Source organism: Siccibacter colletis, assembly GCF_025914095.1.
In the GTDB taxonomy this organism is placed as follows: Bacteria; Pseudomonadota; Gammaproteobacteria; order Enterobacterales; family Enterobacteriaceae; genus Siccibacter; species Siccibacter colletis.
This window is the reverse complement of record NZ_CP074352.1, coordinates 1,756,349-1,770,669: the sequence shown is the minus strand read 5'-3', so window position 1 is coordinate 1,770,669 and position 14,321 is coordinate 1,756,349. Positions and strand designations below refer to the sequence as shown.

The following is a 14,321-nucleotide window of genomic DNA, read 5'->3' as shown; positions in this document are numbered from 1 at the left end:
GGTCGGATGACCGATAATATGCGGCTGCTTTTGTTTCAGGTCGAAAAATGGCTGATTATCTGCTTCTTTTTGTTGGTACGGTGCTGGTCAATAACTTCGTATTGGTGAAGTTTCTTGGCCTGTGTCCGTTTATGGGCGTATCGAAAAAGCTCGAAAGCGCCATCGGAATGGGACTGGCCACCACCTTTGTGATGACGCTGGCGTCAATCAGCGCCTGGCTTATTGATACCTGGATCCTCATCCCGCTGGATCTTATCTACCTGCGCACCCTCTCCTTTATTCTGGTCATCGCCGTGGTGGTGCAGTTCACCGAAATGGTGGTGCGTAAAACCAGTCCGGCGCTCTATCGCCTGCTGGGCATCTTCCTGCCGCTTATCACCACCAACTGCGCGGTGCTCGGCGTGGCGCTGCTCAACATCAACCTTGGCCACAACTTCCTGCAGTCGGCGCTGTACGGTTTTGCCGCTGCCGTTGGCTTCTCGCTGGTGATGGTGCTGTTTGCCGCCATCCGCGAGCGTCTGGCCGTGGCCGACGTGCCGGCACCGTTTCGCGGTAACGCCATTGCGCTTATCACCGCCGGGCTGATGTCGCTGGCCTTCATGGGCTTTAGCGGGCTGGTGAAAGCGTAATGAGTGCTGTCTGGATTGCGATTGCCGCCGTCAGCGTGCTGGGACTGCTGTTCGGCATGATCCTCGGCTTCGCCTCGCGCCGCTTTGCTGCCGATGAAGATCCGATCGTTGACCGTATCGATGACATCCTGCCGCAAAGTCAGTGCGGGCAGTGCGGCTACCCCGGCTGTCGTCCTTACGCCGAAGCCGTGGGCAATCAGGGTGAAAATATCAACCGCTGCGCCCCCGGCGGCGAAGCGGTGATGCTGAAAATCGCCACGCTGTTAAACGTTGACCCGCAGCCGATTGGCGAAGATGCCCAGGCCGCAGAGCCGGTGCGCATGCTGGCGGTGATCGACGAACCCAACTGCATCGGCTGCACCAAATGTATTCAGGCCTGTCCGGTGGATGCCATCGTCGGCGCGACGCGCGCGATGCATACCGTGGTCAGCGATCTCTGCACCGGCTGCAACCTGTGTGTCGATCCCTGCCCAACCGCCTGTATCGAGCTGCGTCCGGCTGCAGCCACTACGGATAACTGGAAGTGGGATCTGCACACCATTCCTGTCCGCAATATTCCAGTGGAACAACATGCTTAAGTTATTTTCCGCTTTCCGCAAAGACAAAGTCTGGGATTTTCACGGCGGCATCCATCCTCCGGAGATGAAAACCCAGTCTAACGGTACGCCGCTGCGTCAGGTTCCTCTGCCGGGGCGTTTTGTTATCCCGCTGAAGCAGCATATCGGTGCCGAAGGCGAGCTGGCGGTCGCCGCGGGCGATCGCGTCCTGCGCGGCCAGCCGCTGACCCGCGGCCGTGGACGGATGCTTCCGGTGCATGCGCCGACGTCCGGTATCGTTACGGCGATTGCGCCCCACTCCACCGCGCACCCGTCGGCGCTGGCCGAGCTGTCAGTCATTATTGATGCCGATGGCGAAGACCGCTGGATCGAGCGCGACGGCTGGCAGGACTATCAGTGCCGCAGCCGCGAGGAGCTGATCGCCCGTATTCACCAGTTCGGCGTGGCCGGGCTGGGCGGTGCCGGCTTCCCCACCGGCAATAAACTGGCGGGCGGCGGCGATAAGATTGACACCCTGATCATCAACGCCGCGGAATGCGAACCCTATATCACCGCTGATGACCGTCTGATGCAGGACTGCGCCGCACAGGTAGTGGAAGGCATTCGCATCCTCGCCCACATCCTGCAGCCGCGTGAAGTGCTGATCGGTATTGAAGATAACAAGCCGCAGGCCATCTCGATGCTGCGCGCGGTTCTGGCGGATGAATACCGCATCAAGCTACGCGTGATCCCGACCAAATACCCGTCCGGCGGCGCGAAGCAGCTGACGCAGATCCTGACCGGTAAACAGGTGCCGCACGGCGGCCGTTCATCGGATATCGGCGTGCTGATGCAGAACGTCGGCACCGCCTATGCGGTAAAGCGCGCGGTGATCGACGGTGAACCGCTGACCGAACGCGTAGTGACGCTGACCGGCGAGGCCGTGGGCCGTCCGGGCAACGTCTGGGCGCGCCTCGGCACCCCGGTGCGTCACCTGCTGGAAAACGCCGGTTTTATTCCCACCAGTGAACAGCTGGTGATCATGGGCGGCCCGCTGATGGGCTTCACCCTGCCGTGGCTCGACGTGCCGGTGGTGAAAATCACCAACTGCCTGCTGGCCCCTTCCGCCAGCGAGATGGGCGAAACGCCGGAGGAGAAAGGCTGTATCCGCTGCAGCGCCTGCGCCGATGCCTGTCCGGCGGACCTGCTGCCGCAGCAGCTCTACTGGTTCAGCAAAGGCCAGCAGCACGATAAAGCCACGGCCCATAACCTGGCGGACTGCATCGAATGTGGTGCCTGCGCCTGGGTCTGCCCGAGCAACATTCCGTTGGTGCAGTATTTCCGTCAGGAAAAAGCAGAAATTCGCGCCATCGCTGAGGAAGAGCGCCGCGCCGCGGAAGCGAAAGCGCGCTTTGAAGCCCGTCAGGCGCGTCTGGAACGCGACAAGCTGGCTCGCGCCGAACGCCACAAAAAAGCGGCGGTGCAGCCTGGCAGCGAAGATAAAGAGGCGATCAACGCCGCGCTGGCCCGGGTGCGTGAAAAACAGGCCGCCGCTGCCGAACCTGTTAACGTTGTTGCCGGTGAAACGCCGGATAACAGCGCGGTTATCGCCGCGCGCGAGGCGCGCAAAGCGCAGGCCCGCGCCCGTCAGGCAGAAAAAACACAGCCGGAGACCGCTGAGGCGGCCGATCCGCGCAAAGCGGCAGTGGAAGCCGCTATCGCCCGTGCCAAAGCGCGTAAAGCAGCCCAGGCGGAAGAGCGCGTTGCCGATGCGCTAACCCCTGATGCCACTGAGGCTGTCGATCCGCGTAAAGCGGCAGTGGAAGCGGCCATCGCCCGTGCCAAAGCGCGTAAAGCAGCCCAGGCGGAAGAGCGCGTTGCCGATGCGGTAACCCCTGACGCCACTGAGGCTGTCGATCCGCGTAAAGCGGCAGTGGAAGCCGCTATCGCCCGTGCCAAAGCCCGTAAAGCAGCCCAGGCGGCGGAAGCGGCTGAAGCTGAACCGGCTCAGGACGTTGACCCGCGCAAAGCGGCGGTTGAAGCGGCCATTGCCCGCGCCAAAGCGCGTAAAGCCGCTCAGGCCGCTGAAGCCGCGGCAGAAACCGCGGCTGCTGAGCCGGAAGCGCCAAATGTCGAGGCGGTCGATCCGCGCAAAGCGGCGGTGGAAGCCGCCATTGCCCGCGCTAAAGCCCGAAAAGCGGCCGAGGCGGCCCGGACGGCAAGCGATGCGGCTCCGCAGGAACCCGAGGCCTCGGTGATCTCCCAGGTGGAAGCCGACGATCCGCGCAAAGCCGCAGTAGAAGCTGCTATCGCCCGTGCCAAAGCGCGTAAGGCAGCGGAAGCGGCCAACGAAGCGGCAGAAGAAGATTCAGACGATCCTCGTAAGGCGGCGGTCGCTGCCGCTATTGCCAGGGTTCAGGCGCGTAAAGCCGCACAGAAGGTCGTTAACGAGGAATAAATGGTTTTCAGAATCGCAAGTTCGCCCTATACCCATAATCAGCGCCAGACCGCGCGTATTATGCTGCTGGTCAGCCTCGCCGCCCTGCCGGGCATCGCGGTGCAGTGGTTCTATTTTGGCTGGGGTACGCTGGTTCAGACCGGCCTCGCTATCATCGCCGCCGTGCTGGCCGAAGCTCTGGTGGTGCGTCTGCGCAAGCAGAACGTAACCGCTCAACTGCGGGATAACTCGGCGATGCTCACCGGGTTGCTGCTCGGCATCAGTCTGCCACCGCTTGCGCCCTGGTGGATGATCGTCCTCGGCACGCTGTTCGCGGTGATTATCGCCAAACAGCTTTACGGTGGTCTTGGCCATAACCCGTTTAACCCGGCGATGATCGGCTACGTCGTGCTGCTGATCTCCTTCCCGGTGCAGATGACCAGCTGGCTGCCGCCGCAGGAGATTGCGGCGGCGGCACCGGGCTTTATCGATACCCTGAACGTGATCTTTACCGGCCATACCGCCGGCGGGCTGAATGCCGATACCCTGCGTCTTGGTGTCGATGGCATCAGCCAGGCCACCCCGCTCGACACCTTCAAAACCGGGCTGCGGGCTGGCCACAGTGCCGATGCGGTGATGGAGATGCCGATCTATCGCGGCGTGCTGGCAGGCGTTGGCTGGCAGTGGGTAAACGCCGCCTTCCTGCTCGGCGGCCTGTTTATGATCTGGAAAAACACCATCCGCTGGCATATTCCGGTGAGCTTCCTGCTGTCGCTGGGCCTCTGCGCCACCCTCGGCTGGGTGTTTGCGCCGGAATCGCTGGCTTCGCCACTGGTGCATCTGTTCTCCGGGGCGACGATGCTGGGCGCGTTCTTTATCCTTACCGATCCGGTTACCGCTTCGACTACCAACAAGGGGCGTCTGCTGTTTGGCGCGCTGGCAGGTCTGCTGGTGTGGCTGATCCGCAGCTTCGGCGGCTACCCGGATGGCGTGGCGTTTGCCGTACTGCTGGCGAACATCACCGTGCCGCTGATCGACTACTACACGCGTCCGCGCGTTTACGGACACCGTTAATATGGACATGCTGAAAGCGATACAGAAACATGGCGTGACCCTGGCGGTGTTTGCCGCCGTCACCACCGGACTTACCGCGCTGGTGAACGAGCTGACCCGCACTACCATCGCCGGCCAGGCCGCAGAGCAGCAAAAGGCGCTGTTTGACCAGGTGATGCCCGCCGACCTGTACGACAATGACTTACAGAGCAGCTGCTTTGTGGTTACCAACATGCAGCTCGGCAGCGGCAGCCATCGTATTTATGTCGCACGCCAGGGCGATAAGCCAACCGGCGTGGTGATGGAAGCGACCGCGCCCGACGGCTACTCCGGTGCCATTCATCTGCTGGTCGGGGCGGATTTTAGCGGCACCGTGCAGGGTGCGCGCGTCACCGAACACCACGAAACCCCGGGCCTCGGCGATAAAATTGAGCTGCGCCTGAGCGACTGGATCCTCTCATTCAACGGGAAACGCATCCAGGGCAGCGATGACGCCAGCTTTGCGGTTAAAAAAGACGGCGGTCAGTTTGACCAGTTTACCGGGGCAACCATCACGCCACGCGCGGTAGTCAACGCGGTGAAACGGGCCGGGCTCTATGCGCAAACCCTGCCGGACCAGCTCGATCGTCTGCCGGCCTGCGAGGAGTAATCATGAATCAGATTAAAGAGATTTTTGTTCAGGGGCTGTGGAAGAACAACTCGGCGCTGGTGCAGCTTCTCGGCCTCTGCCCGCTGCTGGCCGTGACCTCCACCGCCACCAATGCCCTCGGTCTGGGGCTGGCGACCACGCTGGTGCTGACCCTGACCAACACCTCCGTCTCCCTGTTCCGCCAGTGGATGCCAGAAAGCATTCGTATTCCCATCTACGTGATGATCATCGCTGCGGTGGTGAGTATCGTGCAGATGCTTATTAATGCTTACGCATTCGGCCTGTACCAGTCCCTCGGCATCTTCATTCCGCTGATCGTCACCAACTGTATCGTGGTGGGACGTGCGGAAGCCTTTGCTGCCCGCAACGGGCCGTTCCTCTCCGCGCTGGACGGCTTCGCTATCGGCATGGGGGCAACCTGCACCATGTTCGTGCTGGGTTCCCTGCGTGAAATTCTCGGCAACGGCACGCTGTTTGATGGTGCAGAGGGGCTGCTGGGCGGCTGGGCGAAATCCCTGCGTATTGAAGTGTTCCACACCGATACCCCGTTCTTGCTGGCGATGCTGCCGCCAGGGGCATTTATCGGCCTCGGGATGCTGCTGGCGATCAAGTACCTGATCGACGAGAAGAAAAAAGCGAAACGGGCGGCGGTTCAGCCTGTGGTACAGGGAAGCCCTGAGAAAGCCTCATGAACAATATTAAACGGCGCGAGATCCTGACGCGCCTGCGTGACAACAATCCTCATCCCACCACCGAGCTTAACTTCAGCTCACCCTTTGAGCTGCTGATTGCCGTGCTGCTCTCGGCCCAGGCCACCGACGTCAGCGTCAACAAGGCCACTGCCCTGCTCTATCCGGTGGCGAATACTCCGGCGGCGATGCTGGCGCTGGGCGTAGACGGCGTGAAGACCTATATCAAAACCATCGGCCTGTTTAACAGCAAAGCGGAGAACGTGATTAAAACCTGCCGCATTCTGCTGGAACAGCACGGCGGCGAGGTGCCGGAAGATCGCGCCGCGCTTGAGGCGCTGCCCGGCGTTGGCCGTAAAACCGCTAACGTGGTGCTCAATACCGCCTTCGGCTGGCCCACTATCGCGGTGGATACCCATATCTTCCGCGTCTGCAACCGTACCAACTTTGCGCCGGGTAAGAACGTCGAGCAGGTGGAAGAGAAACTGCTGAAGGTGGTGCCGGCCGAATTCAAAGTGGACTGCCACCACTGGCTGATCCTGCACGGCCGCTACACCTGTATCGCCCGCAAACCGCGCTGCGGCTCCTGCCTGATTGAAGATCTGTGTGAATTTAAAGAGAAGGTTTACGCTGAGTAATACCGATGCCCGATGGGCATCGGTATTCACCGTCTAAATTGTTGCGTAAGCATTCATGTCCACAGGAAATACATGGTTACGCTGTTCCGGTTGGTTACTGGCTTTTAATCCCGGCGGTTACGCAAAAACCCTTGTTATCGACTGGTCAATACCACCCCTGCAGGTTAATCATTTTTTTTCGACAGGAATTTTCTATAAATTTGTGACAGCGATCACTTTGATAACATGGTGTTAAGAGTGGTGAGTAATTATGCAGTTTACGTGCCTGAAACCCGGAGTAATTTCGTCAGTAAACCATATATATAACCAGATTTAGTTAGCCAGCCAATCAATATCACCACTTCCTGCGCAAGTATCCAGCACATCTCACCGCGAGCTACCAGAAAACCCTTCCAGACAGAGGAAAAAACTGCCGTTTCCCTTACCATAAAATTTAACCCTCGATAACAAATTCAGATTCCGAGCATTATTCCGCGCCGGTTATATGTAACAGAGTATTACAAAAGCCTTGCCTGATGGCCCTGGATAGTGAACATTACCCGCCGTTTCCCCTCCCTATATAACAAAAACAGCGGCTGCCGAAACGGCATCACGCTGTCAGCACCCCCGTTACTACGGGATGTAAAAAAAGAGGTATATGTGTCGACTGCAAACAAGAAACCAGCACAAAGCGTGAGTCTTAACGCTTTCAAACAACCAAAATCGTTCTATCTGATTTTCTCCATCGAACTGTGGGAGCGTTTCGGCTTTTACGGCCTGCAAGGCATCATGGCCGTCTACCTGGTCAAAATGCTGGGTATGTCCGAAGCGGATTCCATTACGCTCTTCTCCTCCTTCAGCGCGCTGGTCTATGGTCTGGTGGCCATTGGCGGCTGGCTGGGCGATAAAGTCCTCGGCACCAAACGCGTGATCGTGCTCGGCACCATCGTGCTGGCAATCGGCTACGCGCTGGTCGCCTACTCCGGTCACGATGCTGCCATCGTGTACTTCGGTATGGCCACCATCGCGGTGGGTAACGGCCTGTTTAAAGCCAACCCGTCCTCCCTGCTCTCTACCTGCTACGAGAAAGATGACCCGCGTCTGGATGGGGCGTTCACCATGTACTACATGGCGATCAACATCGGTTCCTTCTTCTCAATGCTGGCGACCCCGTGGCTGGCGGATAAATTCGGCTGGAGCGTGGCGTTCTCGCTGAGCTTTGTCGGCATGCTGATCACCCTGGTGAACTTTATGTTCTGCAAGAAGTGGGTGAAAAATTACGGTTCTAAACCGGACTTTGAGCCGATCAACTTTGGCAAGCTCATCGCCACTATCGCCGGTATCGTGGTGCTGATCGCCATCGCCACCTGGCTGCTGCATAACCAGGGTATCGCCCGTATGGTGCTGGGCGTGGTCGCGCTGGGTATCATCATTATCTTCGCTAAAGAAGCGTTCGCGATGCAGGGCGCAGCGCGTCGTAAAATGATCGTCGCGTTTATCCTGATGCTGCAGGCAATTGTCTTCTTCGTGCTGTATCAGCAGATGCCGACCTCCCTGAACTTCTTCGCTATCCGCAACGTTGAGCACGAGATCCTCGGCCTGACGTTCCAGCCGGAGCAGTTCCAGGCGCTGAACCCGTTCTGGATCATGGTGGGTAGCCCGATTCTGGCCGCTATCTATAACAAGATGGGCGACCGTCTGCCGATGCCGCACAAGTTTGCCTTCGGTATGCTGCTGTGTTCCGGTGCCTTCCTGGTGCTGCCGCTGGGTGCGAAGTTTGCTAACGACGCCGGTATCGTCTCCGTTAACTGGCTGATCCTGAGCTACGCCCTGCAGAGTATCGGTGAGCTGATGATCTCCGGTCTGGGCCTGGCGATGGTGGCACAGCTGGTGCCGCAGCGTCTGATGGGCTTCATCATGGGTAGCTGGTTCCTGACCACCGCTGGCGCAGCGATCATTGCCGGTCGCGTTGCTAACCTGATGGCGGTGCCGGAAAACGTCACCGACCCGCTGATGTCGCTGGAAGTGTACGGCCGCGTCTTCATGCAAATTGGTATCGCCACCGCGGTGATTGCCGTGCTGATGATGCTCACCGCACCGAAGCTGAACCGTATGACCCAGGACGACGAGGCGGATACCCGCAGCGAAGCGGCGAAAGCCTGACGTTAACGAGAAACGTCTGCGTTAAACCACTAACCTTCGGGTTAGTGGTTTTTTTTTATCCGTGATAGCCCTACCATACGACGACAGCTAACCCAAGGAGAGTGACTGATGAAACTGTTCTATAAACCCGGCGCCTGTTCGTTCTCGCCGCATATCGTGTTGCGCGAGGCCGGCGTGGACTTCACGCTGGTTAAAGTGGACCTGATGACCAAACGCCTGGAGAACGGCGAGGACTACTTTGCCATCAACCCGAAGGGCCAGGTACCGGCGCTGCAGCTCGATGACGGCACGCTGCTCACCGAGGGGCTGGCGATTGTGCAGTACCTGGCGGATACCGTTCCCGATCGCCAGCTGCTGGCGCCCGCGGGCAGTATCACCCGTTATCAGGCGCTGGAGTGGCTCACTTACATCGCTACCGAGTTCCACAAAGGCTTTACGCCGCTGTTCCGCCCGGATACGCCGGAGGATTACAAACCGGTGGCCCGCGCCCTGCTGGAGAAAAAACTGGCGTATATCAATGAGAGCCTGGAAGGGAAGCAGTGGATTGTCGGAACGCGCTTCAGCGTGGCCGATGCCTACCTGTTTACCGTGCTGCGCTGGGCGCCGCACGTTGGCCTGAATCTCGACGGCTACAGCAATATCACCGCATACATGGCCCGTATTGAGGCCCGCCCGGCGGTTGCCGCCGCCCTCGCTGCCGAACGCGGATAATAAAAAAGGGCAGCCGCTGGCTGCCCGTTTCACGTCATTCGTCACGCGTCAGAGTTTTACCGCGCTGAAGTAGTGTTCCGGTTTGGCTATTCCGTCCTGGGCCGCCACCACCTGCAGTTCATATTCTTCCATGCGTTTGGTCACTACCATGATGTCGTACACCGCCGCCGTCACGTGCTCCAGCGCGTCGCGCAGGGCTGCACCCTGCAGCAGCTTCACCAGCAGCAGACCGCTGGTGACATCGCCGACGCCCACCGGCTGACGGGCACCGAAATCCACCAGCGGACGGCTGATGTGCCAGGCTTCCTCAGCGGTGACCAGCAGCATCTCAAAGCGATCGGTCTGGTAGCCAGCCCGCGCCAGATGCTTCACCAGCACAATCTCCGGCCCCTGAGCGATCAGCTCCCGGGCGGCGCTTACCGCTTCATTCACGTTATTGACGCCGTGGCCGGTCAGGATCTCCAGCTCCAGCAGGTTCGGGGCGATGATATCGCTCGCCGGCATGGCATAGCGGGTGTGAAACTCCGCCACGCCCGGCGCGACGATACAGCCCTTTTCAGGGTGACCCATCACCGGATCGCAAAAATAACGCGCCTGCGGATTGGCAGCTTTCACCTGACGCACAATGCCCAGAATATGCTCGCCCTGCTCCGCCGACCCCAGATACCCGCTCAGGACCGCATCACAGCGCGCCAGTTGCCCGATGTTGGCGATGCCCTGCACGATCTCGCTCAGGTGCGACGGCGGCATTACGGTGCCGGTCCACTGGCCGTACTGGGTGTGGTTGGAGAACTGCACGGTATTGAGCGGCCAGACGTTCGCCCCGAGGCGACGCATGGGGAATTCAGCCGCACTGTTGCCGGCATGACCGAACACCACGTGGGACTGGATGGCGAGAATATTCTTCATTGTGTTGTGTTACCCGGACTCATTTCATTGCCAAAAATAAGGGGCGTGGTCTCCCACGCCCCTTGCCGGTTGCGATTACTTCCAGCAAACCAGGCAGTAGTTTTTCTTGCCGCGACGCAGCAGCGTATAGCGACCGAACAGGCGGTCAGCGTCGGTAAAGGTGTATTCCGGGTCAGACTGCTTCTCACCGTTGATGGTGACCGCGTTAGAGGCGATGGTTTTACGCGCCTGGCCACGGGACGGCTGCAGCTCAGCGTCCACCAGCGCCTGCTGGAGGTCTGCGCCTTTTTCCATCTCGACCATCGGCACGCCATCCTGCGCCAGCTGTTCGAAATCAGCTTCGCTCAGGTCGCTCAGGGTGCCGTTAAACAGGCTTGCCGTGATGCGCTTCGCCGCGGTCAGCCCCTCTTCGCCATGCACCAGACGGGTCACCAGCTCGGCCAGCACATACTGGGCCCGCGGCGCTTTACCGCTGTTCTTGTCTTCTTCTTCCAGCGCGTTGATCTCGGCGATGTCCATAAAGGTGAAGAATTTCAGGAAACGGTACACGTCTGCGTCCGCGGTGTTGATCCAGAACTGGTAGAACTTGTACGGCGAGGTCTTCTTCGGATCGAGCCATACCGCGCCGCCTTCGGTTTTACCGAATTTGGTGCCGTCCGCTTTGGTGATCAGCGGAACCGTCAGACCGAACACCTGGTTCTGATGCAGACGACGGGTCAGGTCGATACCGGAGGTGATGTTGCCCCACTGGTCGGAACCGCCGATCTGCAGCGCCACGCCGTATTTTTCGTTCAGGCAGGCGAAGTCGTAACCCTGCAGCAGGTTGTAGGAGAATTCGGTAAAGGAGATGCCGACATCGTCACGGTTCAGACGCTGCTTCACCGCTTCTTTGTTGATCATCTGGTTGACCGAGAAGTGCTTACCGATATCGCGCAGGAAGGTCAGCACGTTCATGCTGCCGAACCAGTCGTAGTTGTTCGCCGCAACCGCTGCGTTATCGCCGCAGTCAAAATCAAGGAAAGGTGCAACCTGACGACGAATCTTCTCCACCCACTCGTGGACCGTGTCCTGGGTATTCAGCTTACGCTCAACGGCTTTAAAGCTCGGGTCGCCAATCAGACCGGTTGCGCCGCCGACCAGCGCCACCGGCTTGTGCCCGGCTTCCTGGAAGCGTTTCAGGCATAACAATGGAACCAGATGCCCCAAATGCAAGCTGTCGGCGGTAGGATCGAAGCCGCAATAGAGCGCGATCGGGCCTTGCGCCAGTCGCTCTGCTAACGCTTCCTCGTCCGTCACCTGAGCCACAAGGCCCCGCTCTTGCAGTTGTTTAATCAAGTTACTGCTCGCCATCAAAATCTCCATGTATCTACGATTGCACCTTTGCCGGTACACGACTTTTTCGCGAGTGCGAAAGAAAATTTAGCGAGCCATAGAATAAAGCGCTGACACCCGGAGTACCAGCGCTTCACACAAGAAAATCAGGGTTCAGGGCGCGAGACGGTCAATTTTCCATGCCGCTCCGTCGCGCTGGTATAAAAAGCGGTCATGAAGACGGTGTTCGCCGCCCTGCCAGAACTCCATCTGCTCGATGCTGACGCGGAATCCGCCCCAGAAACTCGGCAGCGGCACGTCACCCTGCTGGAACTTCTGCTTCAGTTCAAGGAACTTGCTCTCCAGAATGCCGCGCGCCGAAATACGGCTCGACTGCTGCGACACCCAGGCACCGATCTGGCTGTCGCGCGGACGGCTGTGAAAATATTTCACCACTTCCAGCGTTGAGAGCCGTTCCACCTTGCCGGTAACCATCACCTGACGCTCCAGCATATGCCAGGGGAACAGCAGGCTGATGCGCGGATTGTGTTCGAGGTGCTGCGCCTTTCGGCTGCCAAGGTTGGTATAAAACACCATGCCTTTTTCGTCATAGTGCTTGAGCAATACGATGCGCTGGTAGGGCTGCCCTTCGGCATCCACCGTCGCGACCACCATTGCCGTGGGATCGGCAAGCCGGGCCTCACAGGCCTGGGCCAGCCAGCGCTCAAACAGCGGAAGCGGCTCGGGGGAGAGATCGTTGCGGCGCAGACCGCCTTTGGTGTACTCGCGGCGCAGGTGCGCGATGTGATGAAGTGCGTCGTTATCAGACATGGCGTGACGTTGAGCAAGGGATGGGTGGAGCTATTGTGCGCTCCACCTGTCAAAATCTCAACGCTCGACCGCGGGTAACTGGCAGTTATTCAGGATGATACGATCGCGTTTATAGACTGTGGCGCTATCGCCCTTCGACCAGAACACGTAGACGCCGTCGGTGTAGCGAGCACCGGAAGCCGACAGCCCCTGCTTCAGCACGCGCGGCTGGTTGTCGAGGATCATACTGGCTTCCTGGCGCGGGGTATTGAGCTTCACGGTAAGCGGTTTTTCATCGCACTGGTACTCCAGCGTATCGGTATTCATGCGTTCAACAAACGAGTTGTAGTAGCTACAGCCGGCCAGCAGCGCGGGAAGTAAGAGAATTAGCAGTTTTTTCATCGACATGTCCTGATCTTTTCTTATGAGGGAGGGGTTACCCCCTCCTTGCTGCGGGACAGTCTAACGGGTCAGGCGGAGCGTGAATCTCGGCTAACTCTGATTGTTGAGCGGGTTGGCGGGATAGATGGCCCCGAGCACGCTCGGTCCGCTGGCACCGGTCACCGACGGCAGGTTGCCCGGCAGACCGGAGAGCGTACGGTAGGCGAGCCAGGCAAAGGCCAGGGCTTCCATATCGTCGCCGCTGATGCCCGCCTCGTCGGTGGGCCCTACTTCGGTTCCCGGCAGCAGCGCCGCCAGCCGCGCCATCAGCAGCGGGTTTCGGCTGCCACCGCCGCACACCAGCAGGCGTTCACAGCCGCCGTTAAGCAGCACCTGTTCGCTGATGGAAACCGCGGTCAGCTCGGTGAGCGTCGCCTGTACGTTTTCCGCAGCCAGACCCGGGAAGCCGGCCAGCTGACGCTCCAGCCAGCCGTAGTTGAAGTACTCACGCCCGGTGCTTTTCGGTGCCGGTGCCGCGAAGTAAGGGTCGCTGAGGAACTGCTGAAGCAGCGGCAGGATCACTTTGCCCTGGGTTGCCCAGCCGGCGTCTTTATCGTAGGGTTTGCCCTGCTGACGCCAGATCCAGGTGTCCATCAGCATATTGCCCGGCCCGGTGTCGAAACCGCGCACCGGCTTACCGGGAATCAACAGTGAGAGATTGGCGATGCCGCCGATGTTGAGCACCATGCGGCGCTCGCTGGGGTGCGCCAGCAGCGCCTGATGAAAGGCCGGCACCAGCGGCGCGCCCTGGCCGCCGAGGGCCATATCGCGACGGCGAAAATCGCCGACCACGGTTACGCCGGTGCGGGCGGCAATCTGGTTATGATCGCCGATTTGCAGGGAGTGCGGCGCATCGCCGTGCGGCTCGTGCCACACCGTCTGGCCGTGACAGCCAACCGCCATCACCTCTTCCGGGCGCAGCCCTTCCTGCTTCATCAGCGCCTCTACCGCATCGGCGAACAGTCGGCCGAGCCGGGTATCCAGCCGCCCTAACTGCGCCAGCGTCAGCTGCTGTCCCTGACAGATAGCGAGGATATCCTCTTTGAGCGAAAGCGGCATCGGCCAGTTCAGGCTCGCCTGCTGCGCAACCAGATGCTTATCAATGGCGGCCAGCACGACATCCACACCGTCCAGACTGGTTCCCGACATCACACCGATATAACGGCCCGACTTCATACGCCTTCCCTCTCTGCGAATAAATGTGGCCCTCAGTCCACCATAAAGCGGGTATCAATACTATGATTTATTGATTAATTTCCATCATTGCCAGCAATATGAGAACCCCGCTCCCTGCTGCGATAACGCCGTTGAGCTACGGTTAAACCAGGCGATAGTACTATTTTTGCAGGCTGCATCGAGAACGCGA

Annotated in this window: 14 protein-coding genes; 9 read left to right on the top strand and 5 right to left on the bottom strand. The window is 59.5% G+C overall.

What is annotated here, in order from left to right:
- Positions 1-47 precede the first annotated feature (47 nt).
- The 9 genes from rsxA to gstA all read left to right on the top strand — a co-directional run bounded on the left by rsxA (position 48) and on the right by gstA (position 9,484).
- Positions 48-629, top strand: coding sequence for an electron transport complex subunit RsxA (gene rsxA, locus KFZ77_RS08490; RefSeq protein ID WP_031522508.1), 582 nt, complete (start codon positions 48-50; stop codon positions 627-629).
- Positions 629-1,207 carry an electron transport complex subunit RsxB gene (gene rsxB, locus KFZ77_RS08485; RefSeq protein ID WP_031522506.1) on the top strand — a complete coding sequence of 193 codons (579 nt, stop codon included), beginning with the start codon at positions 629-631 and terminating at the stop codon, positions 1,205-1,207. The genes rsxA and rsxB overlap by 1 nt, the downstream gene beginning before the upstream one ends.
- The gene (rsxC, locus tag KFZ77_RS08480) at positions 1,200-3,623 is read left to right on the top strand and encodes an electron transport complex subunit RsxC (protein WP_264385979.1); all 2,424 of its coding nucleotides are present in this window, start codon (positions 1,200-1,202) and stop codon (positions 3,621-3,623) included. The genes rsxB and rsxC overlap by 8 nt, the downstream gene beginning before the upstream one ends.
- A complete protein-coding gene (gene rsxD, locus KFZ77_RS08475; RefSeq protein ID WP_264385978.1) occupies positions 3,624-4,676 on the top strand; it encodes an electron transport complex subunit RsxD in 1,053 nt (350 codons plus the stop codon).
- 7 nt (positions 4,677-4,683) lie between these two features.
- Positions 4,684-5,304, top strand: coding sequence for an electron transport complex subunit RsxG (rsxG, locus tag KFZ77_RS08470; RefSeq protein ID WP_264386167.1), 621 nt, complete (start codon positions 4,684-4,686; stop codon positions 5,302-5,304).
- A 2-nt stretch (positions 5,305-5,306) separates the two neighbouring features.
- Complete coding sequence (locus KFZ77_RS08465) at positions 5,307-5,996, top strand: electron transport complex subunit E (RefSeq protein WP_264385977.1); 690 nt, start codon at positions 5,307-5,309, stop codon at positions 5,994-5,996.
- Positions 5,993-6,631, top strand: a complete 639-nt coding sequence (gene nth / locus KFZ77_RS08460) for an endonuclease III (RefSeq protein WP_264385976.1) — start codon at positions 5,993-5,995, stop codon at positions 6,629-6,631. Before KFZ77_RS08465 ends, nth begins: the two co-directional genes overlap by 4 nt.
- Before the next feature lie 639 nt (positions 6,632-7,270).
- Positions 7,271-8,773 (top strand): dipeptide/tripeptide permease DtpA, encoded by a 1,503-nt coding sequence (gene dtpA, locus KFZ77_RS08455; protein ID WP_031522496.1) that lies wholly within the window; start codon positions 7,271-7,273, stop codon positions 8,771-8,773.
- Positions 8,774-8,881: 108 nt separating this feature from the next.
- A complete protein-coding gene (gene gstA, locus KFZ77_RS08450) occupies positions 8,882-9,484 on the top strand; it encodes a glutathione transferase GstA (protein ID WP_264385975.1) in 603 nt (200 codons plus the stop codon).
- A gap of 48 nt (positions 9,485-9,532) precedes the next feature.
- On the opposite strand, the gene pdxY is transcribed toward gstA, so the two are convergent.
- The 5 genes from pdxY to anmK all read right to left on the bottom strand — a co-directional run bounded on the left by pdxY (position 9,533) and on the right by anmK (position 14,131).
- Entirely contained in the window at positions 9,533-10,393 is an 861-nt protein-coding gene (gene pdxY, locus KFZ77_RS08445; RefSeq protein WP_031522493.1) for a pyridoxal kinase PdxY, read from the bottom strand.
- 75 nt (positions 10,394-10,468) lie between these two features.
- Complete coding sequence (gene tyrS / locus KFZ77_RS08440; protein ID WP_031522491.1) at positions 10,469-11,743, bottom strand: tyrosine--tRNA ligase; 1,275 nt, start codon at positions 11,741-11,743, stop codon at positions 10,469-10,471.
- 135 nt (positions 11,744-11,878) lie between these two features.
- A complete protein-coding gene (gene pdxH, locus KFZ77_RS08435; RefSeq protein WP_264385974.1) occupies positions 11,879-12,535 on the bottom strand; it encodes a pyridoxamine 5'-phosphate oxidase in 657 nt (218 codons plus the stop codon).
- Between the two features lie 57 nt (positions 12,536-12,592).
- Complete coding sequence (gene mliC, locus KFZ77_RS08430) at positions 12,593-12,922, bottom strand: C-type lysozyme inhibitor (RefSeq protein WP_264385973.1); 330 nt, start codon at positions 12,920-12,922, stop codon at positions 12,593-12,595.
- Between the two features lie 84 nt (positions 12,923-13,006).
- Positions 13,007-14,131 carry an anhydro-N-acetylmuramic acid kinase gene (anmK, locus tag KFZ77_RS08425; RefSeq protein ID WP_264385972.1) on the bottom strand — a complete coding sequence of 375 codons (1,125 nt, stop codon included), beginning with the start codon at positions 14,129-14,131 and terminating at the stop codon, positions 13,007-13,009.
- Positions 14,132-14,321 lie beyond the last annotated feature (190 nt).